This window comes from Bradyrhizobium sp. HKCCYLR20261, from assembly GCF_051168435.1.
Taxonomy (GTDB): Bacteria; Pseudomonadota; Alphaproteobacteria; order Rhizobiales; family Xanthobacteraceae; genus Bradyrhizobium.
Map to the genome: position 1 here is coordinate 431,702 of NZ_JBNPUZ010000005.1, position 23,325 is coordinate 455,026.

Below are 23,325 nucleotides of genomic sequence, written 5' to 3' on the forward strand. Positions count from 1 at the left end.
GGTTGACTTTGAGGCCCCGGTTCGATCATAAGGGCCCCGGCCGCGCGCGCCCCTTACCGGGCCCCGCGGTCTTACCGTCTCCATGGCGCTGATGGTCCGATGCCGCTGTTCCGCGGCCGGGGCCGGATTGCCATCGATGCGGGGGAGTGTCCCGAGTGGCAAAGGGAGCTGACTGTAAATCAGCCGCCTCATGGCTTCGCAGGTTCGAGTCCTGCCTCCCCCACCATCCCTGAGCATCGCCAACATCGACCGCCAAGACCGACGCTGGCTGACACGCGACCGCCGCGCCGTCGCGCGCTGATCGCGCGAATTCCGCCATGCAGCCGCCCGCGCGGCGTCATCGGATGGGTCCGATGACGTCATGAGTGTTTCCCGCTGTTGCCATCCGCGTCTGTCCCTCTCGTCCGCCCATCAGACAGCGCGGAGCGGACGACAGTGGAACGCAGTCATCGGGCTGACATCGATGGCCTCCGGGCGATCGCCGTCATCATCGTCATTCTCTTCCACCTCAAGATCTCCGGCTTCGAGGCGGGCTTTGCCGGCGTCGACATCTTCTTCGTCATCTCCGGCTATCTGATCACCGGGCAGATCCTGCGCGATCTCGCCGCGCGGCGCTTCTCATTGTCGGACTTCTATCTGCGCCGGGCGCGGCGCATCCTGCCGGCGCTGGTGGCGACCATCGCGGCGACCTTCGCGGTCGGCTGGCTGTTCCTGTCGCCCGAGGCGATGCGGCAGTTGGCGAAGGAGGCGACCCATGGCCTGCTCTCGATCTCTAATGTCCAGTATTGGCGCGAGGCCAACGATTACTTCAATCCCGGCGCCGACCGGCTGCCGCTGCTGCACATGTGGTCGTTGTCGCTGGAGGTGCAGTTCTATGCGGTGGCGCCGCTGCTTCTGATGGCCTGGGCGGCCGCCGGGCGGCCGGTCTTCCGCGCCATCGCGGCGATCGGGCTGGTGTCGTTCGTACTCGCCGCGGTCTGGCTCGCGCGCGATCCCGAGGCGGTGTTCTTCCTGACGCCGTTCCGGGTGTTCGAATTCGCGCTCGGCGCACTCGCGATTCCGCTCGAGGCGCGGCTGGCCGCGTCGCCGCGCGCCCGCGTCGCGGTCGCCGCCTGCGGCGACATCGTGCTGCTCTTGAGCCTGGCGGTGATCGGCCGCATGCAGGCCCAGGCCGGCATTGTCGCCTTGGTGCCGTGCCTCGCCACGGCCGTGATCATCGCCGCCAATGCGCCGACATCGCTGATGATGGCAGGGCCGGTCCGCGCCATCGGCCGCGCGTCCTATTCGCTCTATCTCGTCCACTGGCCGGTGATCTTCTTCGTCCGCTTCATCTTCGGCGACGACGCGCAGACGCCGGCCGGACTCGCGGTCCAGCTCGGGATGACGGCCACGCTGGGGGCGCTGCTGTTCGCCGCCGTCGAACAGCCGATGCGACGGCTGGCCTGGCCGCGCTGGACGCAGGTCGCGGGCTTTGCCACCGCGCTCGTCGTCTGTGCCGCGCTGACGCACGCGACCTTCCGCGCCAATGGCGTGGTCTCGCGGCTGCCGGAGGATCAGCTCGCGCTGTTCAAGCTGCAGGGCTTCGGCCTCAACAAATGCAGCCGCACCGTCGACCGCATGTGCACCTTCGGCGATCCCGGCGGCACGCGCGGCGTCGAGCTGCTCGGCGACTCCTACGTCCAGCAATATGTCGCGGCGCTCGACACGACGCTGAAGGCGCGCGGCATGATCGGGCACGTCTCGACCATGAGCGGCTGCCCGACCCTGGCAGGCCTGACCGCCGAGGGGCCGCGAGCCGGTGTTTGCGCGGAGCTGCGCGACCGCGAGCTGCCGCGGATCAAGCAGTCGCAGGCCGATTTCGTCGTGATCGGGCAGGCCTGGCAGCATTATCTCGATCTCGGCGACGGACCCGGAGCCGAGGCGCGCAACGCTGACGTCGCCGCCAAGCTCGCCGACACGATCCGTCTGCTCGATCGGCCCGGCCGCCACTTCCTCGTCATCGGCGGACAGGTGCGGCCGGTGAATTGCGGCTTCGATCAGCTGCGCATGCTGCCCGGGCCGCTCTGGCACGCGCCGCCGAAGCCCTGCGCGCCAATGCCGCGGGCCGAGGCCCTCGCGGCCAATCACACCATCGACACCGTGCTGGCGCAGGCGATCCGGCCGTTGGCGAAGGTCGCACTGCTGCGGCCGACCGAGGTGTATTGCGACCAGCATTGCCCGGTCGTCGAGAACGGCCTGTGGCTGTTCCAGGACGCCGGACATTTCACGGTGGCGGGGGCGCAGCGCATGGGCGAGCGCGCGGCGCCGATCTTCGCGACCTTCCTGGCGGACGATTGAACCGCGGCGGGGCTACTCGCGGGCGCGTGAGCCGGCGAGCGTCGGTGACGCCGCGGCGATGCGCGTGGCGGCCAGCTCCGATCCCTGCGCAGTGAAGTGTCCGTCGTCCCACGCGATCGGGGTGCCGTCGGCGGCCTGGAGCACGCAATCGGCGCCGGGACAGAGCAGGGACAGCAGCGATACATATTCGGTGTTCGCCACATCCTGCAGCAGCTTGCGCAGGAAGACGTCGACGTCGTTGAACAGCTCGCGCATGTGCCCGTCGGGCGTGATGCCGAAGCGTGACGCTGCGATCAGGATGTCGGGCAACGGGCGATCGAACTGCAGGCTCGGCCCGATCACCACGACGCGGCTGCCGGCCGCCGTGATCGACGCGATGGTGGCGAGCAGACTCGCGCGCGCGGCGGGCGCCATCACGGTACGCGTCCAATTGCCGGAGAGGATCACGATGTCGGGCGCGAGGTCGCGCATGAGGCCCGCAAGCCGCCCGCGGAAGTCGGCGCAATCGGGCGTCTGTCCGGGCTCGTCATAGGGCGCGCATTGCGCCAGCGCTGCGCGCAGCAGCGTCGCCTGGGGCAGGGCGCGTTTCAGCCCGTGGACCAGATGCGCGGCATGGCTGTCGCCCCAGACCAGAATGTTCGGGCGAGGGCCCTTGGCAAGACAGGCCGGCTGAATCGCGGCGAAGCTCTGGCCCGGGGTCAGGAAGCAGGTCCCTTCCTCATAGAGATCCTTGTGATCGTAGCGGTTGAAGTTCGCCAGCGCCTGCTGCTCGGGCGAGAAGCGGGTAGGGAAACCGGCAGCCCCGATCACCACGAGGCTTGCGGCGAGAACCACCGTGCCCGACACGGCGACAGCACGCGCGGTCACCGTCCACGCGGCGTGCCGCGCCGGCTGCTCGATCAGATAGTAGCTCGCCAGCGCCAGCGTGGTGCAGGCGCCGAGCAGCGCGAGCTTGTCCATGGCCGAACTGGGCGGTCCCCAGATCGCGCTGGCCAGCGAGACGACGGGCCAGTGCCACAGATACAGCGAGTAGGACCACAGCCCGACCACGACCATCGGCCGCGTGATCGCGAGCGCCGTCCTGCTCAGCGCCGGCTGCCCCCAGATCACGGCGGCAGTACCGAGGCAGGGCAGCAGCGCGGCAACGCCGGGATACGGCGTGCGCGGCGAGAAGATGTTGGTCGAGGCGCCGAGCGCGATCCAGCCCAAGGCCGTCACGCCAATTCTCACCGACTGCCTGTTGAGCGACGGCACGGCGTCGACGGCGAGCAGCGCGCCGAGCGCGAGCTGCCAGGCCCGCGCCGGCAGCAGATAGAAGGCGGCCGCCGGCTGGATCCGCGTCTGGATCACGCAGAGCAGGAACGACACCGCGCAGATCGCGCCCAGGATGGCGAGCATGCGTGAGCGCCGCAGGCCAAAGACAGCCAGCGCCAGCGCGGGAAACAGCAGATAGTACTGCTCCTCGACACCGAGCGACCAGGTGTGCAGCAGCGGCTTGGTGATCGCGGCGGCGTCGAAATAGCCCTGCTGCCACCAGAACAGGAAATTGGAGCAGAAGGCGAGGACGGATATCGCCTGCTGCCCGGCCGACACAACGGCCGATGGCGACAGGATCACGCTCGCGCCCAGCAGGGTGGCGCAGACCATCGCCAGGGCCGCCGGCAGGATGCGGCGGGCGCGACGCCGATAGAACGCCGCGAACGAAAACGTGCCTGTGCGTATCTCGGCGTGGATGATCCGCGTGATCAGGAAACCCGAGATGACGAAGAAGACGTCCACGCCCACATAGCCGCTGCGGAACGGCGGAATGTCGTAGTGGAACGCGATCACCGACAAGACCGCGAAGGCGCGCAGGCAATCGATGTCGGGACGATAGTCGGTCGAACTCAAGATGGCTGTCCGGAAGGCTTGCTGGCGGCGGCTAAGTTGATTTTTGATCGCCGCGTGCGGCGCGACCCTGGCACGTACCGGTTGAGACCGCAATGCGGAGGACGAAGGGAGCCGCTGACCTGTGCAGATAGGACACAACGCCATCGAATTGACATCCGCTCGCGGCTTTGCAGCCTGCGCTTCACAGACTTGCCTCAATGGCGTGGTCGCCTGACGGCAGTGGGTGCGTTGAGCGAGCGTGTCATGCGTGTATCGGGGCGGAAGGCCGGCCAGGCCGGTTTGCTGTGCGGCGTTGTTCTATTTCAGGTTGCTTTCGGCTTTCCGCTTGCGCAAGGCGCGGAGTCCGGTGGCGCGGCATCATCGGGTGAGCTGGCCAAGGAAGCCGGCAAGGACAGCGGACCCTTCGGCGGCTGCGAGCCGATCGGACTGACGGCGTCAGGCGAGCTGGTGTTCCCGCTCGATTGCAAGAAGCTGATCAAGAAACCAGCCGAGACGCCCGTGGCCAAGGACAAGCCGGCCGCGGATGACAAGACCGCGTCGACCAACGCCGCCTCGACGATATCGCAGCCGGCCGGCACCGAGGCGAAGCCTGTCACGGCCGAGGCCGCTGCACCGCCATCCGCGGCGCCCGCAGAGACCCGGCCGGCCGCAGAGGCCGACAAGCCGGAGCCCGGCCACAAGACGGCTGCTGCGGAGCCGGCCGCCGCTGCGCCGGCACCGATCAAATCCGCGCCGAAATCAACGGCTGCGGGCAAGCCGGCCAAGCTCTCGGCCGCGAGCCCATCGGTGGCAGCCCCTGCCGCCAAATCGTCGGGCAAGGCCGTGCCGAGCTCGGCTGTGACGATCGCCGCCAAGGAGTCTGGGGGCAAGGAGCCAGCGATCAGGACTCCGGCCGTCAAGGATGCGGCCGTGGCGAAACCCTCAGCTGCCAAGCCGGCCGCAAAGACCGGGCAGGCCGACGCGTCGAAGACCGAAGGCAACGACTCGGGCAAGGTGGCGCGGACGGCTGGCAGCCGTCCGATGATCGTGCTGGCGCGGCCTGCCGCGACCACCGTGGCCGCCAAGCTGCAGGCGGAGGACAAGCCCCGTTTGCGCACCGCGGGGCTGCCGGCCTGCGTCCAGTTTCGCAGCTACAACCCCGCGACCCGGAGCTATCGCGGCTTCGATGGCCGTCTCTATGCCTGCCGCTGAAGACGGATGTTGAGGCCAAGCGGGGAGGGAGTGTGACGCCGCGCCGTCCGCGTGCGGCGTCGATAGCGGGCAGCGCGGCGCGAGACCTGCTATAGAGCGCGTCAGCCGCTCATTCTGGTCCCTTCTGCCGCTGCCTCCGTGTGACATGACCGAACCTCAATCCGACCTGTTCGAGATGCGCCGACTGGAGTCGCTCTCCAACACCATCTTCGGCGTGGCGATGACCTTGCTCGCCTATGACCTTCCGAAGCCAAATTTCGCGCAGATGCCGGGCTGGGACGACCTGGCCCACATCTATTCGGGCCGCCTGGCCGGGCTCGTGCTCAGCTTCATCATCGCCGGCGTGTTCTGGATCAGCCATCACCGGCGGCTGGCGCGGCAGCCGTTCGGCAGCCGCTTCGTCGTCATCCTCAATCTGTTCTTCCTGCTGTCGATCGTGCTCCTGCCGGTCACCAACGGGCTCTACAGCAGCTACCGGCTGTCCAGCGCGGTCGCCGTGCTCTACGGCCTGCATCTGACCATCATCGCCGCGTTGAACGCCGCGCTCTGGTGGCTGGCCCTGGCGGGGGGGCGCCATGCCGAGATCGCCGGCGCCGTCTTTCCGGTCGTCGTGTTCTTGCCGGGGATCGTGCTCGCGGCCTACGCGCCCGAATATGTGCAGTATTTCTGGATGCTCGGCTTCGGCGGCTTCCTGGCGCGCCGGTTCGTCGGCAGCAAGCCGGTGAAACCGGCCGGCGAGGGCGGCTGACGCCCTAGAATCAGGCTCATAAAAAACGCGGCGGGCCACAAGACCCGCCGCGCTTCCGATCTTGAACTCGCTGGTCCAGGGCCGAGACCGCCCCGTTGCCGAGCTTGCGATGGCGCAAGAGCGCTGACGAGCCGTACGCGCATCGACCGTTGCTCACGAAGAGCTGCTCAGCGGGCGATCCCAGCGAGGTGACAGCGCTTGGTAAAAGACACTGGATCACCTCCTTTCGTTGTTGATGGTTCGATCAATATAGGACGCCCCGGGCCGGGCGGATAGGGGGGCCGATTACGGAACCCGCCCGCTCTGATGCGGTGCACGCGCCCACCGGCGAACCCGCTTGGAACGCTCGAAAATCGGCCCCGAAAGGGAGGTTGAGACCCGCGACGGACCATGTTAGGGAACGCCCCGATGCGGGTGTAGCTCAATGGTAGAGCAGCAGCCTTCCAAGCTGAATACGAGGGTTCGATTCCCTTCACCCGCTCCAGCTTGCTCCCAAATCCACTGACAGATCAATCGATTGCACATTTGATTCGTGCAGGTGTGGCTTCTCAGCCGGCTTGTTCACGGGCGGTTCGCATTTGGTCCTCCCGCTCACGCGTCTGATAAGCCGGCCTGCCATGCCGAAAGCCGCATGCAGTGCTCATCTAAGGCTCACGCCGTATTTCATAAACCACCGTTACGGCGCCGGCGACCTCAATCATGCCCGGGTCGATGAATCCGGCTTCACCCTCGTCGTCTCTCTGCGGGCCGCGCGCGCCATGTCCGCCGCCACCTGCAAGGAAGTCTGGATTCATATCCATGATGCTGATGACAGGGCCGAGCAAAACTCCAGCCGCTTTGCAGTAGTTGGTCGCCTTCTCGAACGCGGCCGTGACGGCCAAGCGACGTGCTCTTTGACGAAATTCGCGCAGGCTACTTGTTCCGAACGAAAGCTGCTCGATCTGACTCGCACCAAATTTGATGATAGAGTCTGTAATTTCATCAACGAGATCAAGTTCGGAGACGATGATCCGAAATGCAATGGTCGCTCGGTACCCAACGAACTTCGGCGGAGCTCCAACAATAGGTTGTAATTCCCGAGTGAGGGAAGCTCGCGACATTCCAAATTCTTTGACACGCGCCGAGCGCAAATAATCGGTCACGCTCCGGGCGCGTTGTTTAGCCTTCGAAAATGCGTCGGCAGGTTTTTGCTCAATGCAAGAGACGGAAGCTTTGATGGAAGCAAAATCCGGACTTATGCGCTCAATCGCGGATCCGAAAACTGTAATGTTAAACGGACTAGCGATCGTTTCATGTGGCATATCGTTCTCCGATCGGAAAGCCGACGCCCGCTGCGAATACCAGGGCGATCGAGCCTATGCAGGTTACTCGCCCTTTTACAACCGCTCCGTCGGCTCACGCGATTTTCGGAGCGACTGACGCTAGCTTAAGAGCTGCCCGCGCGAGTCCTGGCCTTGCGGTCTCCCGTCGCGATTTGGAACGCCCGCATCTGGCCGCTGAGGAAGCGCAGCAGTTGGCTGGCGGCCGGCGGCAGTTCGCGGCCGCGTCGTGTGATCACGCAGGCCTCGCTCGATGACAGCAGGCGATTCTCGATCGTGATGGCAGCGAGCGAGCCGTCGGCGAGATCGGCGGCGATGGAGAAGGCCGGGAGGAGCGTCAGGCCGAGGCCGCTCTTGACGAAATGGCGGAGCACGTTGATCGAGCTCGTCGTCAGCTTCGGCGCGAGCGCGATGTGCTCGGCGGCCTCCGCCATCGCCAGGATCTGTCGCGTGCCGTAGCTCGGATGCATCAGGCCGAGCGGATGGTCGGCGAGCTCGCGCAGCCTCAACGGGCGGCCGAGCCGCGCCAGCGCATGATCCGGCGGCACGATCGCGCAGAGCGGCTGGCGGCTCGCGGTGGCGACGCGGATGCGTGGATCGGCCGACGGGTTGAACACCAGGCCGATGTGACAGCGGTCCTCGGCCACGGCGTTGACGACCTCATTGGTGCCGGCGAGATCGAACGACATCGTCAGGTCCGGATGGCGCTGCCAGAAGCGGCCGAGCGGGCCGGACATGAGGTCGCTGACGAAGCCTTCGCCGAGCACGATGTCGACATGGCCGCGCTTGAGCCCCTGCAGCTCGCGCAGCTTGGCCACGGTGTCGGCCTGGTCGGCCTGCCATTGCCGGAAGCGCTCGGCCAGCAGCGCGCCGGCCGCGGTGGCGCGGATGCCACGGCTGAGCCGCTCGACCAGCGTGAGCCCGAGCTCCTTCTCCAGCAGCGCGATCTGCCGGCTGATCACGGAGGCGTTGATGTCGAGGGCCTCGGCCGCCGCGCGGACCGAGCCGAGTCTGATCGCTTCGTGAAGATAATGGAGCCGGTGGTGGTCGAGCAGGGCGGACATGGGCTTCGGACGAGTGTTGACCAGAGGTCAACACTAGCGCGGGGCCTCGCTGATGTCTGCCCTGAAATCAGGCGGCTAGATTTTTGGGGCAGTTTTCGCAGGAGGCGTCGTGACCGCGGTCGGGATCATCGGACTTGGCAATATGGGGCGCGGCATGGCGCTGACGCTGAAGGGCGCGGGCTTCGCCGTCACCGGCTATGACGCATCCGAGGCAACCCGCGCGGCGCTGGCCGCCGGGGGCCTTGCCGTCGCGGAGAGCATTGGCGCGGTGGTCGCCGCCGCCGACACCATCATCCTGTCGCTGCCGACGGCCGAGATCGTTGCGCGCGTGGTGGAAGGCGCCGACGGCATCCTCGCGCATGCGCGGGCCGGCGTCGTCATCGTCGACACCTCCACCTCGCATCCCGAAACCTCGCGCCGGCTCGCTGCTCTGCTCGAGGCGCGCGGCATGGGCTTCGTCGATGCGCCGGTCAGCGGTGGACCGAAGGGTGCGGCGACGGGCACCATGACCATGGTGATCGGTGCCGAGGACGATGATCTCGCGCGCGTGCTGCCGGTGCTGGAGAAGATGAGCGCCAAGCGGGTGCATGTCGGCGGCGTCGGCGCCGGCAACGTCGCCAAGATCGTCAACAATCTGCTCTGCGCCGCGCATCTGCTCACCGCCGCCGAAGCGCTGCGCATTGCCGATGCCGCGGGCGTCGATGCCGTGAGGCTGCTCGACGGCCTCAATGCCGGCTCCGGCCGCTCCGGCGTCACCCAGGTCAACGTGCCCAACTGGATCCTCAACGGCGCCTTCGATTCCGGCTTCACGATGCAGCTGATGCGCAAGGATGTGAGACTCGCGGCGCAGTTCATCGGCGAACTCGGGCTCGCGCTGCCGATGGCGGCCGACACCGCGCGCATCTGGGCGGAGAGTGCAGGCAGCATCGCCGATCCCGAAGATTTCAACCGTATCGTCGAGCTGCAGCTCGGCCCGATCTCGAAGACATGAGTGCCACCATGACACATTTCATCGACCCGCGTCTGCGCGAGGCCGTCAGGCCGTTCTGGCCCGAGTTCGCGAGCATCGGCTCGCATGTCGGCGGCCAGCTCGTCATCGGCGATGGCGCGACCGTCTCGGTGAACGATCCCGCGACCGGGCAATTGCTGTTCAGCTATGCGGATGCGGGTGCCGACGTCGCGGCGCGTGCTGCAAAGGCGGCCGTCGCGGGGCAGGCGGAATGGGCGCGCGTGACGGCCGCGGGCCGCGGCCGCGTGATGCAGGCGGTCGCGCGCGCGATCCTGGCTTCAGCCGAACAGCTGGCCCAATTGGAATCGCTCTCCGCTGGCAAGCCGATCCGCGACACGAGAGGCGAAGTCGCCAAGGTCGCGGAGATGTTCGAGTACTACGCCGGCTGGGCGGACAAATTCCACGGCGACGTCATTCCGGTGCCGACGAGCCATCTCAACTACACGCGCCGCGAGCCGATGGGCGTGGTGCTGCAGATTACGCCGTGGAACGCGCCGGTCTTCACCGCCGGCTGGCAGATCGCGCCGGCGATCAGCATGGGCAATGCCGTGATCCTCAAGCCGTCCGAGCTGACGCCGCTGACCTCGCTAGCCCTCGCGGTGATCGCGGAATCCGCGGGCCTGCCTAAGGGCGTCGTCAACGTGCTCGCGGGCTTCGGCCACACCACGGGGCAGGCGGCGCTCGCGCAGCCCGCGGTGAAGAAGGTCGTGTTCGTCGGCTCGGTGCCGACGGGGCGGCTGATCGGCGAGGCCGCGGCGCGGCGGCTCGTTCCCTCCGTGCTCGAGCTCGGCGGCAAGTCCGCCAACATCGTATTCGCTGATGCCGATCTCGAACGCGCAGCGATCGGCGCGCAGGCCGCGATCTTTGGCGGTGCGGGACAGAGCTGCGTCGCGGGCTCGCGGCTGCTGGTGCAGAGCGCGGTGTATGACCGATTCGTCGATCTGGTCGCGAAAGGCGCGGCGAAGATCAAATGCGGCAATCCGCTTTCGGCGGAGACCGAGATCGGTCCGATCAACAACGCCAAGCAATATGATCACGTGCTGTCGCTCATCCGCGAGGGCGCGGCGGAGGGAGCCGAGATCGTCGCCGGCAGCCATGGTGAGCGCGCGGACAGCGGCTACTACGTCAAGCCGACCGTGCTCAAGAACGTCACCAACGCCATGGGCATCGCGCGCAAGGAGGTGTTCGGTCCCGTTGTCGCCGCGATCCGCTTCGAGACCGAGGAGGAGGCAATCGCGATCGCCAATGACAGCGAGTTCGGTCTTGCCGGCGCGGTGTGGACCCGTGACGTCGCGCGCGCGCATCGCGTCGCAGCAAGCGTGAAGGCCGGCACGTTCTGGATCAACTCCTACAAGACGATCAATGTCGCCTCGCCCTTCGGTGGTTTCAACAACAGCGGTCACGGCCGCTCCTCCGGCGTCGAGGCGCTCTACGAATACACCCAGGTGAAGAGCGTGTGGGTCGAGACCGCCGCCGAGCCGGCGATCGCCTTCGGCTACGCACCCGGCTTGCGCGATTGAAGGCGCATGGCATGATGAGTGCAGGAGCAGCGCACCCCGCGAACTCAATAGTTCCGGAATAAGGAACAGGAAACATGCCGCGCTTCGTCAACGTCGCCATCGGCCAGCTCGGCCCCATCGCCAAGAGCGAGCCGCGCAGCGCGGTCGTCGCGCGGCTCGGCGCCTTGATGCGGCAGGCGCACGCCAATGGCTGCGATCTCATCGTCTATCCTGAGCTCGCGCTCACGACCTTCTTCCCGCGCTGGTACATGGCCGATCAGGCCGAGATCGATACGTATTTCGAGCGCGAGATGCCGGGGCCGGAGACGCAGCCGCTGTTCGCGCTTGCGAAGGAGCTGCGCGTCGGCTTCTGCCTGGGATATGCCGAGCTCGCGGTCGAAGACGGCGTCGTGCACCGCTACAACACCGCCATTCTCGTCGACAAGGAAGGCCGCATTGTCTCGAAATACCGCAAGGTGCATCTGCCGGGGCATGCCGAGCATGAGCCGTGGCGCGAGTTCCAGCATCTGGAAAAGCGTTACTTCGAGCCGGGCAAGAATTTCGGCGTGACCGATGCATTCGGCGGCGTCATCGGCATGGCGATCTGCAACGACCGCCGCTGGCCCGAGACCTATCGCGTCATGGGCCTGCAGGGCGTCGAGATGGTGCTGATCGGCTACAACACGCCGGTGCACAATCCGCCCGCGCCGGAGCACAATGATCTCTCGCTGTTCCACAACCGCCTCGTGATGCAGTCCGGTGCCTATCAGAACGGCACCTGGGTGATCGGAGTGGCGAAGGGCGGCATCGAGGAGGGCGTCGACCACATCGCCGGCAGCTGCATCATCGCGCCGTCGGGTGAGATCGTCGCCGCCTGCGCCACCAAGGGCGACGAGATCGCGCTGGCGCGCTGCGACCTCGATCTGTGCAAGTCCTACAAGCAGACGATCTTCAATTTCGACGTCCATCGCCAGCCCGGCGCTTACGGCATGATCGTCGAGCGCAAGGGCGAGCGGCTCATGGCCGATGGATCGCCGGTGAAGACGCGATGATCGGCCCTCATCTCTCCCCACGTCATTCCGGGGCATCGCGCAGCGATGAGCCCGGAATCCATAACCACGGGCAAATGTGCGGGGCACGCGGGTGGCCACATCTCGCTTCTCCAACGCCCGCCTGTGGCTATGGATTCCGGGCTCGCGCCGCTGCGCGGCACGCCCCGGAATGACGCGCGGAGACAGGCGGGCTCTTGCGCTCCATGCCTCATTTGCGTTCAAATGAATGCACTCCACGCTCATGGCATGGGCCTTGCTTACAAATTCGGCAATTGATCTCAGGCACGTTGCATCAGGAGAGAACATGGATCGCAGAACGGTATTGAAGGGACTGGCGGGCGCGGGTGGTCTGGCGCTGACGGGCGGCTTTGCGGCGCCGGCGATCGCCCAAGGCGCAAATGCACGGACCCTGCGTTTTGTGCCGCAAGCCAATCTCGCCAATTTCGATCCGATCTGGGGCACGCAATATGTCGTGCGCAATGCGGCGGCGATGGTGTGGGACACGCTGTACGGCATCGACGACAAGTTCGTGCCGCAGCGCCAGATGGTGGAGTCCGAAGAGGTTTCCTCCGACGGCCTGACCTGGACCTTCAAGCTGCGTTCGGGCCTGAAATTCCATGACGGCGAGCCGGTGCTCGCCAAGGACGTCGTCGCCAGCCTGACGCGCTGGTCGGCGCGCGATCCGATGGGCCTGATGCTCAAGGCGATCCAGAACGAGCTCACCGCGGTCGACGACAAGACCTTCAAATGGGTGCTGAAGCAGCCTTATCCGAAGATGCTGTTCGCGCTCGGCAAGGGCAACGCGCCGTGCGCCTTCATCATGCCCGAGCGCATCGCGCAGACCGATCCGTTCAAGCAGATGTCCGAATATGTCGGCTCCGGTCCGTTCAAGTTCGCCAAGGGCGAATGGGTGCCGGGCGCCAAGGCGGTGTTCGAGAAGTTCACCGACTACGTGCCGCGCCAGGAGAAGCCGGTGTGGCTCGCCGGCGGCAAGCAGGTGCTGGTCGATCGCGTGGAGTGGGTGATCATGCCGGACCCTGCGACGGCCGCCGCCGCGCTGCAGAACGGCGAGGTCGACTGGTGGGAGAACCCGATCACCGATCTCGTGCCGGTCTTGAAGGGCAACAAGAACATCGGCGTCGATATCGGCGATCCCCTCGGCAATGTCGGCGCATTCCGCATCAACCATCTGCATGCGCCGTTCAACAATCCGAAGGCGCGCCAGGCCATCCTGATGGCGATGAGCCAGGAGGACTACATGCGCGCGCTGGTCGGCGACGACAACGCGCTGTGGAAGCCGCTGCCGGGCTTCTTCACCCCGGGCACGCCGCTCTACACCGAGGAAGGCGGCGACATCCTCAAGGGCAAGCGCGATTTCACCGCGGCCAAGAAGCTGCTCGAGGAAGCCGGCTACAAGGGCGAGCCGATCACCTGCGTGGTCGCGCAGGACCAGCCGATCACCAAGGCGTTCGGCGACGTCACCGCCGATCTGCTCAAGAAGCTCGGCATGAATGTCGATTTCGTCGCCACCGATTGGGGCACGGTCGGCGCCCGCCGCGCGCAGAAGACGCCGCCGTCTCAGGGGGGCTGGCACATGTTCCACACCTGGCATGCCGGCGCCGACTGCATCAATCCGGCCGCCTATAATGCGCTGCGCGCCAATGGCGACAAGGCGTGGTTCGGCTGGCCGAGCAGCGAGAAGGTGGAGACCGAGATCACCAACTGGTTCAACGCCAAGTCGCTCGACGAGGAGAAGGCGGTTGCCGGGCGCATCAACAAGGCGGCGATCGATGACGTCGTGTTCGCGCCGACCGGATTCTTCCTCGGCTACACCGCCTGGCGCAAGAACGTCTCCGGCGTGACCAAGGGGCCGATCCCGCTGTTCTGGGGCGTGTCGAAGACCGCGTGAGGCACTGACCAAACATGCTCGCTTATGCGCTTCGACGCGTGCTGTCGACCCTGCCGGTGATGGCGATCGTCGCGCTGTTCGTCTTCAGCCTGCTGTACATCGCGCCGGGTGATCCGGCCGTTGTCATCGCGGGTGATCAGGCGAGCCCGGCCGACGTCGAGCGCATCCGCGCCAATCTCGGACTGGACCAGCCCTTCCTGGTCCAGTTCGGCAGCTGGGTATGGCGCCTGCTGCACTTTGACTTGGGCACCTCGATCTTCACCAATCTTCCGGTGGCGTCGATGATCGCCCAGCGCATCGAGCCGACCCTGTCGCTGATGATGGTGACCCTGGTGCTCACCATCCTCATTGCGGTGCCGCTCGGCGTGATCGCGGCGTGGAAGGCGGGCACCTGGATCGATCGAGTCATCATGGCGTTCGCCGTGTTCGGCTTCTCGGTGCCGGTGTTCGTCGTCGGCTACATCCTCGCTTATGTGTTCGCGCTGAAGTTCGACCTGTTGCCGGTGCAGGGCTACACGCCGCTGTCGCAAGGCTTCTGGCCGTGGCTGCAGAACCTGATCCTGCCGGCGGTGGCGCTCGGCTGCGTCTATATCGCGCTGATCGCGCGCATCACCCGCGCCGCGATGCTCGAGGTGCTGCAGCAGGACTACATCCGCACCGCGCGCGCCAAGGGCCTCGGGCAGGGCGGCATCCTGTTCATCCATGCGCTGAAGAACGCGGCGGTGCCGATCGTCACCGTGGTCGGCATCGGCATCGCGCTGCTGATCGGCGGCGCCGTGGTCACCGAGAGCGTGTTCGCCATTCCCGGCCTCGGCCGCCTCACCATCGATGCCATCCTGCGCCGTGACTATCCCGTCATCCAGGGCATCGTGCTGCTGTTCAGCTTCGTCTATGTGCTCGTCAATCTCCTGATCGACATCACCTACACCCTGGTCGACCCGAGGATCCGCTATTGACCGCCACAACCACCACATCTCCGCCGCCGGGCCTCGTCGTCGCGCCTCGCCTGCCGGACCTGATGGCGGCGCCGAAGATCCGGCGCGGCGCCATCGGCTTCCTGCGCAATCATCCGACGGTCGCGATCGGCGGCGCGTTGCTGCTGGTGCTCGTCATCATCGGCGTATTCGCGCCGTTCCTGTTCACCGTCGATCCCACCGCGATCGCGCCGGCCAAGCGCACGCGGCTGCCGTCGGCGGATTTCTGGTTCGGCACCGATGCGCTGGGACGCGACATCTATTCGCGCGTGCTCTACGGCACCCGCGTCTCGCTGACGGTCGGCTTGTCGGTCGCGCTCGCCGCGTCGCTGATAGGGCTCGCGATCGGCCTCGTCGCCGGCTTCCTGCGCTGGGCCGACGGCGTCCTGATGCGCTGCATGGACGGGTTGATGTCGATCCCGCCGATCCTGCTGGCCGTCGCGCTGATGGCGCTGACGCGCGGCAGCGTCGGCAACGTCATCCTCGCCATCACCATCGCCGAGATCCCGCGCGTCGCGCGCCTCATCCGCGGCGTCGTGCTCAGCTTGCGCGAGCAGCCCTATGTCGACGGCGCCGTCGCCTCGGGCACGCGCACGCCGATGGTGATCCTGCGCCACATCCTGCCCAACACCATGGCGCCTATGCTGGTGCAGGCGACCTACATCTGCGCCAGCGCCATGATCACCGAGGCGATCCTGTCCTTCATCGGCGCCGGCACGCCGCCGACCATTCCGTCCTGGGGCAACATCATGGCCGAGGGCCGCGCGCTGTGGCAGGTCAAGCCCTACATCGTGTTCTTCCCGGCGGCGTTCCTGTCGATCACGGTGCTCGCCGTGAACCTCGTCGGCGACGGATTGCGCGACGCGCTCGACCCGCGCATGGCGAAATCACCATGAGCGGTCTTATGTCAAAACTTGACGGCCGAGTCGGGGCCTCGCCCTTCGAGACGCTCGCCTCCGGCGAGCTCCTCAGGGTGAGGGTTGAGAGTGCTGCACGTGGCGGCGCTGCTTATCGCCGATGTGCCGCTCCTGATGCAAACCCAAACCCTCATGGTGAGGAGCGCCGCGCGCCGCGGCTGGTCGAAGGGTGGCTAATGTTGAGCGCGCGGCGCGTCTCGAACCATGAGGCCCCGATCTCTCGCCAGGAGCACCTATAAATGCCGCTGCTCGAGGTCGAGAATCTCCAGGTCCATTTCCGCACTCCCACCGGCATCAACCGTGCCGTCGACGGTGTGTCGTTCCACGTCAACCCCGGCGAGACGCTCGCCATCGTCGGCGAGTCCGGCTGCGGCAAGTCGGTCACCTCGATGTCGATGATGCGCCTGATCCCGGAGCCGCCCGGCAAGATCGCGGGGTCGATCAAGCTCGAGGGCAGGGACATCCTGACGCTCAGCGATCGCGAGATGCGTGCGCTCCGCGGCAACGACATCTCGATGATCTTCCAGGAGCCGATGACCAGCCTCAACCCAGTGCTGACCGTCGGCCGCCAGATCGGCGAGACCCTGCGGCTGCATCAGGGACTCGACCAGGCGCAGGCCGAGGCGCGCGCGGTTGAGATGCTGACATTGGTCGGCATCCCCGAGCCCGCGCGCCGCGTGCGCGAATATCCGCACCAGCTGTCGGGCGGCATGCGCCAGCGCGTGATGATCGCGATGGCGCTGGCCTGCAATCCAAAACTCCTGATCGCGGACGAGCCGACCACCGCGCTCGACGTCACCATCCAGGCGCAGATTCTCAAGCTGATGCTGGAGCTGAAGCAGCGCGTCGGCGCCGCGATCATCCTGATCACGCACGATCTCGGCGTCGTCGCCGAGGTCGCCGAGCGGGTGATGGTGATGTATGCGGGCCGCAAGGTCGAGGAAGCCCCGGTGAAGGAGTTGTTCCGCAGCCCGCGCCATCCCTATACGCAGGGCCTGCTCGGCGCGCTGCCGAAGCTCGGCTCGTCGCTGTCGGGTGAGACCAAGCGCCTCGCGGAAATTCCCGGCCAGGTGCCCGACCTCAAGCAGCGCATCGACGGCTGCGTGTTCGCCGGCCGCTGTGCGCTTGCAACTGACCTGTGCCGTCAATACGCGCCGGGCCTGGAGCAGAAAGCTGCGCATCATATCGCCGCCTGTCATTTCGCTGCCAAGGAGCAGGCCGCCGCATGACCATGCCGCTGCTCCAGGTCAACGACCTCAAGAAACATTTCCCGATCTCGGGCGGCCTGTTCGGCCGCACCAAGAGCAAGGTGCACGCCGTCGACGGCGTGTCGTTCGAGATCGCGCGCGGCGAGACGTTGTCGCTGGTCGGCGAATCCGGCTGCGGCAAGTCGACCGTCGGCCGCGCGATCCTGCGGCTGTTCGACATCACCGGCGGCCAGATCGTGCTCGACGGCCAGCGTATCGACGATCTTGGCCCGCATCGCCTGCGCGAGATGCGCCGCCGCGTCCAGGTCGTGTTCCAGGATCCGTTCTCCAGCCTCAATCCGCGCATGCGCATCCGCGACATCCTCGCCGAGCCGATCAACAATTTCGGCCTCGCCAAGGACAAGGCCGAGCTCGACGCGCGCATTGCCGAATTGATGGAGATCGTCCGCCTGCCGCGCGACGCCGTGAACCGCCGCCCGCACGAATTCTCCGGCGGCCAGCGCCAGCGCATCGGCATCGCCCGCGCGCTCGCCGCCAAGCCGGAGCTGATCGTCTGCGATGAGGCAGTGTCCGCGCTCGACGTCTCGGTCAAGGCGCAGATCGTCAATTTGCTGCAGGATTTGCAGCGCGAGTTCGGCCTCGCGCTCCTCTTCATCAGCCACGACCTCGCCATCGTCGAGCACATGACGCACCGCGTCGCCGTGATGTATCTCGGCAAGATCGTCGAGATCGCGCCGAGGCGGCAGATCTTTGCAAGCCCCGGCCATCCCTACACCAAGGCGTTGCTGTCAGCCGTGCCCGTCCCGGAGCCCGGCGCCGAGCGCTCGCCGATCATCCTCAAGGGCGACGTCCCGAGCCCGGTCAACCCGCCGAAAGGCTGCCGCTTCCACACCCGATGCCCCCTGGCCTTCGACCGCTGCCGCAGCGAAGTGCCGGAGCTGCGGCTCAAGGGCGAGGACCAGTGGGTGGCGTGTCACCTGGAGAATGTCGCATAGTTGGCGTCGCGCTGGGGTTCTGATCCTCCGCTGCCACGCCCCCCTCCGCTGTCGTCCCGGGCAAGCCTGCCGACGCGAAGCCGCGGCGGGCGCTGACCCGGGACCCATACTCCGTGACGGTCGTTGCCTTGCGCAAGTGGGGCCATCTCGTGTCGCGACATCATCCTGTGGTTATGGATCCCGGCGTGCGCCGGGATGACGGCGGAGGCTGTGGAGGCAGCGCGGCTTTGCCGAGGGCAGGGTCCGGGGTGCATGCCGTGCGTCCTGCGACCCATCCGCCACACCGAACCGGCCAACCGTCCCTGCCAGCGCGCCATCCCCAGGCCCATGCATTGTCACCGCCCGACCCGGCGACTAGAAATTGATCCGGTTCAGGAATCTCCAATTCGCGCCGCGCCGGGAACCACGATGCCCGCCGGCCTGTCCCGCGTTCGAAGAGGCCGCCCATGCATCTCGCCCATGATCCGACAGCACCCGCGGCGGCTCAGATCAGCTTCGACGAGTTCCTCGCCGTCGACATCCGCGTAGGCACCATCGTCGCCGCCGAGCCGTATCCGGAGGCGCGCAAGCCGTCGCTGAAGCTGACGATCGATTTCGGCCCCGCCATCGGCACCAGGCGCTCGAGCGCGCAGATCGCCTCGCTCTATGATCCGGCCACGCTGGTCGGCCGCCAGGTCGCGGGCGTCGTCAACTTCCCGCCGCGGCAGATCGGCAAGTTCATGTCGGAGGTGCTGACGCTCGGCTTCCCGGACGAGGCCGGCAACGTCGTGCTGTTCCAGCCGGACAAGACCGTTCCGAACGGCGCGCGGCTGTTCTGATCGGGAGCGGCTGACATGGATATGCTGCTGGAACCTGTTACGCTGCCGCCATTTCCCGAAGGCTTGAGGATTTCGCTGCGGCAGATGCATCTTCTCCAGGCTCCCATGGGTGGCACCCTGGTGACCGGCGGCGCCACTTTTCGCGTGTTCGCGCCGCATGCCAAGGCGGTCTACGTCTCCGGCCCGTTCAACGACTGGGCGCAGGATGCGAGCTGCCGTCTGGCGCCGATCGGCAATGGCCATTGGGCGATCTTCATCCCCGGCCTGACGGACGGCGACGCCTACATGTACTTCGTCGAGGGCGAGGGCAATTCCGGCTACAAGCGCGATCCGCATGCGCGGCTGCTCACCGTCGATCCGCCGTTCCCGCAGGCGCATTCGGTGCTGCGCAACCCGCAAGCCTTTCCCTGGCATGACACCGATTTCACGCCGCCCCCCAGCAACGAGCTCGTGATCTATCAGCTCCATGTCGGCACCTTCGACATGAAGGCCGGCAATCCCGACGGCTGCTTCTTCGACGTGATCGAGCGCGTGCCGCATCTGAAGAAGCTCGGCATCAATGCCATCGAGCTGCTGCCGGTGCAGGAATTCCCGTCGATGTTCAGCATGGGCTACAACGGCACCGACCTGTTCAGCCCGGAGACCGATTATGGCGAGCACGAGGAGGCGCATCTCGCGGCTTATTTCGCGCGCACCAACTCGATCCTCACGGCCGCCGGGGCCGCGCCTTACGCCGATATCGGCGTCCTCAGGCATTGCGACGACCAGCTGCGCGCGCTGATCGACGTCTGCCATGTCCATGGCATCGCCGTGTTGTTCGACGTCGTCTATAACCATGCCGGCGGCGGTTTTGACGAGGCCAGCATCTGGTTCTTCGACCGCCAGCCTTACGGCGATTCCAACCGCAGCCTGTACTTCACCGACCAGGGCTGGGCCGGCGGCCAGGTGTTTGCCTATTGGAACGCCGACGTGCGGCAGTACCTCGTCGACAATGCCATCATGTTCTATCGCGAGTATCACGCCGACGGCCTGCGCTTCGACGAGGTCAGCGTGATGGACCGGTTCGGCGGCTGGGCCACCTGCCAGCAGCTCACCGAGGCGCTGCGCGCCGAGAAGCCGGACGCGATCCAGATCGCGGAGTTCTGGCCGGTCAATCCGTGGGTGGTGAAGGACATCGCGCAAGGCGGCGCCGGCTTCGATGCGACCTGGAGCGATGGCCTGCGGCTCGCCGTGCGTGGCGCGATTGCCAGCGCGGCCGGCGGAGCAGGGGCTCAGGTCGCGATGCAGCCGATTGCCACTGCGATCGCCGATCTCGGCCTGGGCAACCGCTGGCGCGCGGTCAACTCGATCGAGAACCACGACATCGTCTATGCCGGCCGCGAGCCGCGCATCTCGCGCCTCGCCGATCCCGTCGACAGCCGCTGCTGGTACGCGCGCAGCCGCTGCCGCGTCGCCACCGGGCTGCTGCTGACCGCGCCGGGCATCCCCATGCTGTTCATGGGCCAGGAGCTGTTCGAGGACCGGCCCTGGAGCGATACGCCGAGCCCGGACACCACCATCCAATGGGCGCTGCTCGACGGCGAGGACAAGATCACCGCGGATGCGATGCGCTTCACATCCGAGCTGATCGCCATCCGCCGCACCCATCCGGCGCTGACGAGCGAAGGCTGCGCCATTGTCCACGTCCACGACGCCAACCGCGTCCTCGCCTTCCACCGCTGGGACGGAAAGGGCGACGACGTGATGGTGATCGTGAGCCTCAGCGAAACGCCGTGGCGCGACTATGCCATTGGCTTCCCTGCCGGCGGCACCTGGCACGAGGTGTTCAACAGCGACGTCTACGACTTCTGGGTCAATCCCGGCGTCGTCGGCAACAACGGCGCGGTGAATGCGAATGGCCCCGCGCTGCACGGCCAGCCGAATTCGGCTGACGTGACGATTCCCGCCAATGGCGTGCTGGTGTTTGCGCGGAGCTGATGCGCCGCCCGCGCTATCTCCGTCATTCCGGGACGCGTCGCGCAGCGGCGCGAGCCGGAATCCATAACCACAGGCTGGCGTGTGACGCGAGATGATCGTCGCGCCAATCTTCGACAAACAAGCGGTCGTGGTTATGGATTCCGGGCTCATCCGCGCTGCCTCAAAATGGCTTCGCCATTTTGCGCGCGAATGCCCCGGAATGACGTCGAGAGAGCGTGCAACCCTTGCGCAGAGCGATATGCGCGAGGAGACCCGGGCTATTGCCGCCGTCATTGCGAGCGCAGCGAAGCAATCCAGGGTGGTGGGCGGAACCCTGGATTGCTTCGCTGCGCTCGCAATGACGCGGTGAGAGCGGGGCGGGCCATCGGCGGAGCGACCTGCAGAGGCAGACTACACAATCAGCCGCCCCTGGCGTTCCGCAATCCCGATCACCGCCTCGGTGCCCGCATTGAAATCGAGATGATCCGCCTCGATGCCGTCGGAAAAAATCACGCCGTTCTCCGGCATCAGCGAGCGCAGCCGCAAGGTCTCCGCGCCATCGAGGCCGCCGCACACCAGCGTCGTCTGCGACGTCTTGCTCGGGAACGGCTCGCGCACGGCAAAGCGAAGCGCGCGGGCGTCCCAGGGGAGGGCGGTGTAGTCGCCGTCGCCATGGCTGCCATAGCTGCCGGCGATCGCCAGCGCGCCGGTGACGATGCTCTTGAACCAGGCGGTCGAGCCGAGCCCGGTCGCCACGATCAGTCCGCTCGACGATTGCCGCTCCTGGGCCTCGCGCGTCGCGATTTCGTAGCGCGCCGACACATGCGTACGGGCGCCGATGAAGAGGTCATTCACCGCGTAGAGCACCTGGCCGTCGGCAAGGCTCGCGCGCGCCATGGTGACGGCCTTGGCCGCGCGCTTGTCGGCGGCCACCTCCGGCAAGAGGCTCGCGAGGTTCTCCGGCGCGAACGGCAGCAGCACGCCGTCATGGCGGGCGGCATCCGGGTTGAGGCCGAGCAGCGGCTGGCCGTCGAGATATTTCATGGTGTTGGCGACCAGCCCGTCGGGGCCGAGCGCCGCGACGATGTCAGCCGGGCCGAAGATGAAGTTCGGCAGGAAGCCGCGGTCGACGATCTGGTAGCGCCCCCAGCGCTCCAGGGTCTGCGTCGCCGTGGCGCGCGCGGCCTGGTAGGCCGCGTGCTCGCGCTCGTAGTCGGAGAAGTCGGCGCCGAGATGCTCGACATAGAAGCGGGCCTGGTCCGCGGTGAGGAATCTTGCGACCAACTCCTCGAGCCGCGTTCTCCTGGTGACCAGCACCACCTTGCGGTCACTGCCGGACACGGGGAGCCTCCGCGGGCTTCTGCATCAGGCTGTTCAGCAGCTCCGGCGAGACGTTGAGCTGCCCGATCTTCTCGGCCTTCTCGGCCAACCCAGAGAACGCCTGCGCGATCAGCTGGCCCGGCTGCATGCCGGTCGCTGCCAGCGCCTGGATCACGCGGGTGTCGACGCCCTCGAAGATCTTCATCAGCGCCCCAACGCGGTAGGCTTCGGCGTCCGCCAGCGTGCGGGTGTTGGCCGCGTTCAGCGAGACAAAGTCGTTGCGCTTGGCCTCCAGGGCGATGTCGGCGACCATGCCGGCCTCGCGCAGCTCGTTCTTCTTCGCGGACACGCTGGCCTCCGCATCCATCTGCGTCTCGCGGATCGAGCGCTTCTTCTGTTCGACCGCGATCTCGGTGTCGAGCTCGCTCTCGCGGATGGCGCGCTCGCGTTCGACGGCAAAATTGCGCCGCGCGAAGATGGCCTCGTCCGCGGTCTTCAGGATCGCCTCGCGTGCCTCGGCCTCCAGCGCCTTGGCGGTTTCCGGCGTCGGCTTCACCGCGCGCACGGCGACGCCGAGGATTTCAAGACCCAGCGCATCGATGTCGGCCCGTTGCTTCAATCCGGCTGCGATCGCCTCGGCAATACGATCGGAGGCGCGCAGCGCTTCCCGGAGGGTCATGTCCTTGACCGCCTGCTGCGCCAGCACCTCGACCGCGCCGAGCACGCGCTGCGGCAGCTCTTCGGGGTCGTCGGACTCGTATGTCTTGCCGTCGCGCTTGAGGGTGAAGTTCAGCATCGCCGCCGCCTTCTTCGGCTCGCCGATGCGGTAGGTGACCTGGCCCTGGATCGTCAGCGTCTGAAAGTCGCGGGCGATCTGCTGGAAGATGAAGGCGGCGTCGCGGCTGCCGATCGGGATCGCGACCAGCGAGGTCGCGGGCCCGTAGTAGAAGGTGGAAAGCCCGGCGCCTTCCTCGACCACAGTGCCGGCGCGGTACTTGAGCAAATAGGTGGTGGGCTGGGCCTTGATGAAACGTAAGCCGAACATGGCGGTCTCCTGACGTTTGGCGGCATAAGTGTGTCACGCCAACTAAGTAAGTTGGACAGTACAACTAAGCGTGC

Annotated in this window: 19 protein-coding genes and 2 tRNA genes; 16 read left to right on the top strand and 5 right to left on the bottom strand. The window is 66.6% G+C overall.

Annotated elements, in window-relative coordinates; genetic code table 11:
• Positions 1 to 140: 140 nt before the first annotated feature.
• Both ACQR1L_RS14675 and ACQR1L_RS14680 read left to right on the top strand, forming a co-directional pair.
• Positions 141 to 226 (top strand) — tRNA-Tyr (locus ACQR1L_RS14675).
• 209 nt (positions 227 to 435) lie between these two features.
• Entirely contained in the window at positions 436 to 2,337 is a 1,902-nt protein-coding gene (locus ACQR1L_RS14680) for an acyltransferase family protein (RefSeq protein ID WP_434858654.1), read from the top strand.
• Positions 2,338 to 2,349: 12 nt separating this feature from the next.
• On the opposite strand, the gene ACQR1L_RS14685 is transcribed toward ACQR1L_RS14680, so the two are convergent.
• Positions 2,350 to 4,227, bottom strand: coding sequence for an acyltransferase family protein (locus ACQR1L_RS14685; RefSeq protein WP_434858655.1), 1,878 nt, complete (start codon positions 4,225 to 4,227; stop codon positions 2,350 to 2,352).
• Positions 4,228 to 4,470: 243 nt separating this feature from the next.
• On the opposite strand from ACQR1L_RS14685, the gene ACQR1L_RS14690 reads away from it, so the two are divergent.
• The 3 genes from ACQR1L_RS14690 (at position 4,471) to ACQR1L_RS14700 (ending at position 6,650) form a co-directional block, all read left to right on the top strand.
• Positions 4,471 to 5,418: a hypothetical protein gene (locus tag ACQR1L_RS14690; RefSeq protein ID WP_434858656.1), complete on the top strand. Its 948-nt coding sequence runs from the start codon at positions 4,471 to 4,473 to the stop codon at positions 5,416 to 5,418.
• Positions 5,419 to 5,563: 145 nt separating this feature from the next.
• Positions 5,564 to 6,166: a TMEM175 family protein gene (locus tag ACQR1L_RS14695; RefSeq protein WP_434858657.1), complete on the top strand. Its 603-nt coding sequence runs from the start codon at positions 5,564 to 5,566 to the stop codon at positions 6,164 to 6,166.
• Positions 6,167 to 6,576: 410 nt separating this feature from the next.
• Positions 6,577 to 6,650: transfer RNA gene (locus ACQR1L_RS14700), tRNA-Gly, on the top strand.
• Between the two features lie 160 nt (positions 6,651 to 6,810).
• Here ACQR1L_RS14700 and ACQR1L_RS14705 read toward each other — a convergent pair.
• Together ACQR1L_RS14705 and ACQR1L_RS14710 are read right to left on the bottom strand one after the other, a co-directional pair.
• The gene (locus ACQR1L_RS14705) at positions 6,811 to 7,467 is read right to left on the bottom strand and encodes an SIMPL domain-containing protein (RefSeq protein ID WP_434858658.1); all 657 of its coding nucleotides are present in this window, start codon (positions 7,465 to 7,467) and stop codon (positions 6,811 to 6,813) included.
• Positions 7,468 to 7,592: 125 nt separating this feature from the next.
• On the bottom strand, positions 7,593 to 8,549 hold the full coding sequence (locus tag ACQR1L_RS14710; protein WP_434858659.1) for a LysR family transcriptional regulator: 957 nt from the start codon (positions 8,547 to 8,549) through the stop codon (positions 7,593 to 7,595).
• Between the two features lie 109 nt (positions 8,550 to 8,658).
• On the opposite strand from ACQR1L_RS14710, the gene ACQR1L_RS14715 reads away from it, so the two are divergent.
• The 11 genes from ACQR1L_RS14715 to ACQR1L_RS14765 all read left to right on the top strand — a co-directional run bounded on the left by ACQR1L_RS14715 (position 8,659) and on the right by ACQR1L_RS14765 (position 21,256).
• On the top strand, positions 8,659 to 9,540 hold the full coding sequence (locus ACQR1L_RS14715) for an NAD(P)-dependent oxidoreductase (protein WP_434858660.1): 882 nt from the start codon (positions 8,659 to 8,661) through the stop codon (positions 9,538 to 9,540).
• 8 nt (positions 9,541 to 9,548) lie between these two features.
• Positions 9,549 to 11,078 (top strand): aldehyde dehydrogenase family protein, encoded by a 1,530-nt coding sequence (locus ACQR1L_RS14720; protein WP_434858661.1) that lies wholly within the window; start codon positions 9,549 to 9,551, stop codon positions 11,076 to 11,078.
• 74 nt (positions 11,079 to 11,152) lie between these two features.
• Positions 11,153 to 12,109: an N-carbamoyl-D-amino-acid hydrolase gene (locus tag ACQR1L_RS14725; protein WP_434858662.1), complete on the top strand. Its 957-nt coding sequence runs from the start codon at positions 11,153 to 11,155 to the stop codon at positions 12,107 to 12,109.
• Between the two features lie 304 nt (positions 12,110 to 12,413).
• Positions 12,414 to 14,018, top strand: a complete 1,605-nt coding sequence (locus ACQR1L_RS14730; protein WP_434858663.1) for an ABC transporter substrate-binding protein — start codon at positions 12,414 to 12,416, stop codon at positions 14,016 to 14,018.
• 14 nt (positions 14,019 to 14,032) lie between these two features.
• Positions 14,033 to 14,974 (top strand): ABC transporter permease, encoded by a 942-nt coding sequence (locus ACQR1L_RS14735; RefSeq protein WP_434858664.1) that lies wholly within the window; start codon positions 14,033 to 14,035, stop codon positions 14,972 to 14,974.
• Positions 14,971 to 15,888 (top strand): ABC transporter permease, encoded by a 918-nt coding sequence (locus ACQR1L_RS14740; RefSeq protein WP_434858665.1) that lies wholly within the window; start codon positions 14,971 to 14,973, stop codon positions 15,886 to 15,888. The genes ACQR1L_RS14735 and ACQR1L_RS14740 overlap by 4 nt, the downstream gene beginning before the upstream one ends.
• 260 nt (positions 15,889 to 16,148) lie before the next feature.
• The gene (locus ACQR1L_RS14745; RefSeq protein ID WP_434858666.1) at positions 16,149 to 17,138 is read left to right on the top strand and encodes an ABC transporter ATP-binding protein; all 990 of its coding nucleotides are present in this window, start codon (positions 16,149 to 16,151) and stop codon (positions 17,136 to 17,138) included.
• The gene (locus ACQR1L_RS14750; protein ID WP_434858667.1) at positions 17,135 to 18,112 is read left to right on the top strand and encodes an ABC transporter ATP-binding protein; all 978 of its coding nucleotides are present in this window, start codon (positions 17,135 to 17,137) and stop codon (positions 18,110 to 18,112) included. Before ACQR1L_RS14745 ends, ACQR1L_RS14750 begins: the two co-directional genes overlap by 4 nt.
• Positions 18,113 to 18,558: 446 nt before the next feature.
• Positions 18,559 to 18,930, top strand: a complete 372-nt coding sequence (locus ACQR1L_RS14755) for a tRNA-binding protein (RefSeq protein ID WP_434858668.1) — start codon at positions 18,559 to 18,561, stop codon at positions 18,928 to 18,930.
• Between the two features lie 15 nt (positions 18,931 to 18,945).
• Positions 18,946 to 20,907: an alpha amylase C-terminal domain-containing protein gene (locus ACQR1L_RS14760; RefSeq protein WP_434858669.1), complete on the top strand. Its 1,962-nt coding sequence runs from the start codon at positions 18,946 to 18,948 to the stop codon at positions 20,905 to 20,907.
• Positions 20,908 to 20,998: 91 nt separating this feature from the next.
• Positions 20,999 to 21,256, top strand: a complete 258-nt coding sequence (locus ACQR1L_RS14765) for a hypothetical protein (protein ID WP_434858670.1) — start codon at positions 20,999 to 21,001, stop codon at positions 21,254 to 21,256.
• A 41-nt stretch (positions 21,257 to 21,297) separates the two neighbouring features.
• Here the strand turns inward: ACQR1L_RS14765 and ACQR1L_RS14770 are convergent, their stop codons facing one another.
• Complete coding sequence (locus ACQR1L_RS14770; RefSeq protein ID WP_434858671.1) at positions 21,298 to 22,227, bottom strand: sugar kinase; 930 nt, start codon at positions 22,225 to 22,227, stop codon at positions 21,298 to 21,300.
• A complete protein-coding gene (locus ACQR1L_RS14775; protein WP_434858672.1) occupies positions 22,214 to 23,251 on the bottom strand; it encodes an SPFH domain-containing protein in 1,038 nt (345 codons plus the stop codon). The genes ACQR1L_RS14770 and ACQR1L_RS14775 overlap by 14 nt, the downstream gene beginning before the upstream one ends.
• Positions 23,252 to 23,325: the final 74 nt, after the last annotated feature.

Excerpts from the sequence above, each read along its gene's own strand:
- ACQR1L_RS14690 (WP_434858656.1), top strand. The coding sequence starts at position 4,471 with ATGCGTGTATCGGGGCGGAAGGCCGGCCAGGCCGGTTTGCTGTGCGGC.
- ACQR1L_RS14695 (WP_434858657.1), top strand. The coding sequence starts at position 5,564 with ATGACCGAACCTCAATCCGACCTGTTCGAGATGCGCCGACTGGAGTCG.
- ACQR1L_RS14705 (WP_434858658.1), bottom strand. The coding sequence starts at position 7,467 with ATGCCACATGAAACGATCGCTAGTCCGTTTAACATTACAGTTTTCGGA.
- ACQR1L_RS14710 (WP_434858659.1), bottom strand. The coding sequence starts at position 8,549 with ATGTCCGCCCTGCTCGACCACCACCGGCTCCATTATCTTCACGAAGCG.
- ACQR1L_RS14720 (WP_434858661.1), top strand. The coding sequence starts at position 9,549 with ATGACACATTTCATCGACCCGCGTCTGCGCGAGGCCGTCAGGCCGTTC.
- ACQR1L_RS14725 (WP_434858662.1), top strand. The coding sequence starts at position 11,153 with ATGCCGCGCTTCGTCAACGTCGCCATCGGCCAGCTCGGCCCCATCGCC.
- ACQR1L_RS14730 (WP_434858663.1), top strand. The coding sequence starts at position 12,414 with ATGGATCGCAGAACGGTATTGAAGGGACTGGCGGGCGCGGGTGGTCTG.
- ACQR1L_RS14735 (WP_434858664.1), top strand. The coding sequence starts at position 14,033 with ATGCTCGCTTATGCGCTTCGACGCGTGCTGTCGACCCTGCCGGTGATG.
- ACQR1L_RS14745 (WP_434858666.1), top strand. The coding sequence starts at position 16,149 with ATGCCGCTGCTCGAGGTCGAGAATCTCCAGGTCCATTTCCGCACTCCC.
- ACQR1L_RS14750 (WP_434858667.1), top strand. The coding sequence starts at position 17,135 with ATGACCATGCCGCTGCTCCAGGTCAACGACCTCAAGAAACATTTCCCG.
- ACQR1L_RS14755 (WP_434858668.1), top strand. The coding sequence starts at position 18,559 with ATGCATCTCGCCCATGATCCGACAGCACCCGCGGCGGCTCAGATCAGC.
- ACQR1L_RS14760 (WP_434858669.1), top strand. The coding sequence starts at position 18,946 with ATGGATATGCTGCTGGAACCTGTTACGCTGCCGCCATTTCCCGAAGGC.
- ACQR1L_RS14765 (WP_434858670.1), top strand. The coding sequence starts at position 20,999 with ATGATCGTCGCGCCAATCTTCGACAAACAAGCGGTCGTGGTTATGGAT.
- ACQR1L_RS14775 (WP_434858672.1), bottom strand. The coding sequence starts at position 23,251 with ATGTTCGGCTTACGTTTCATCAAGGCCCAGCCCACCACCTATTTGCTC.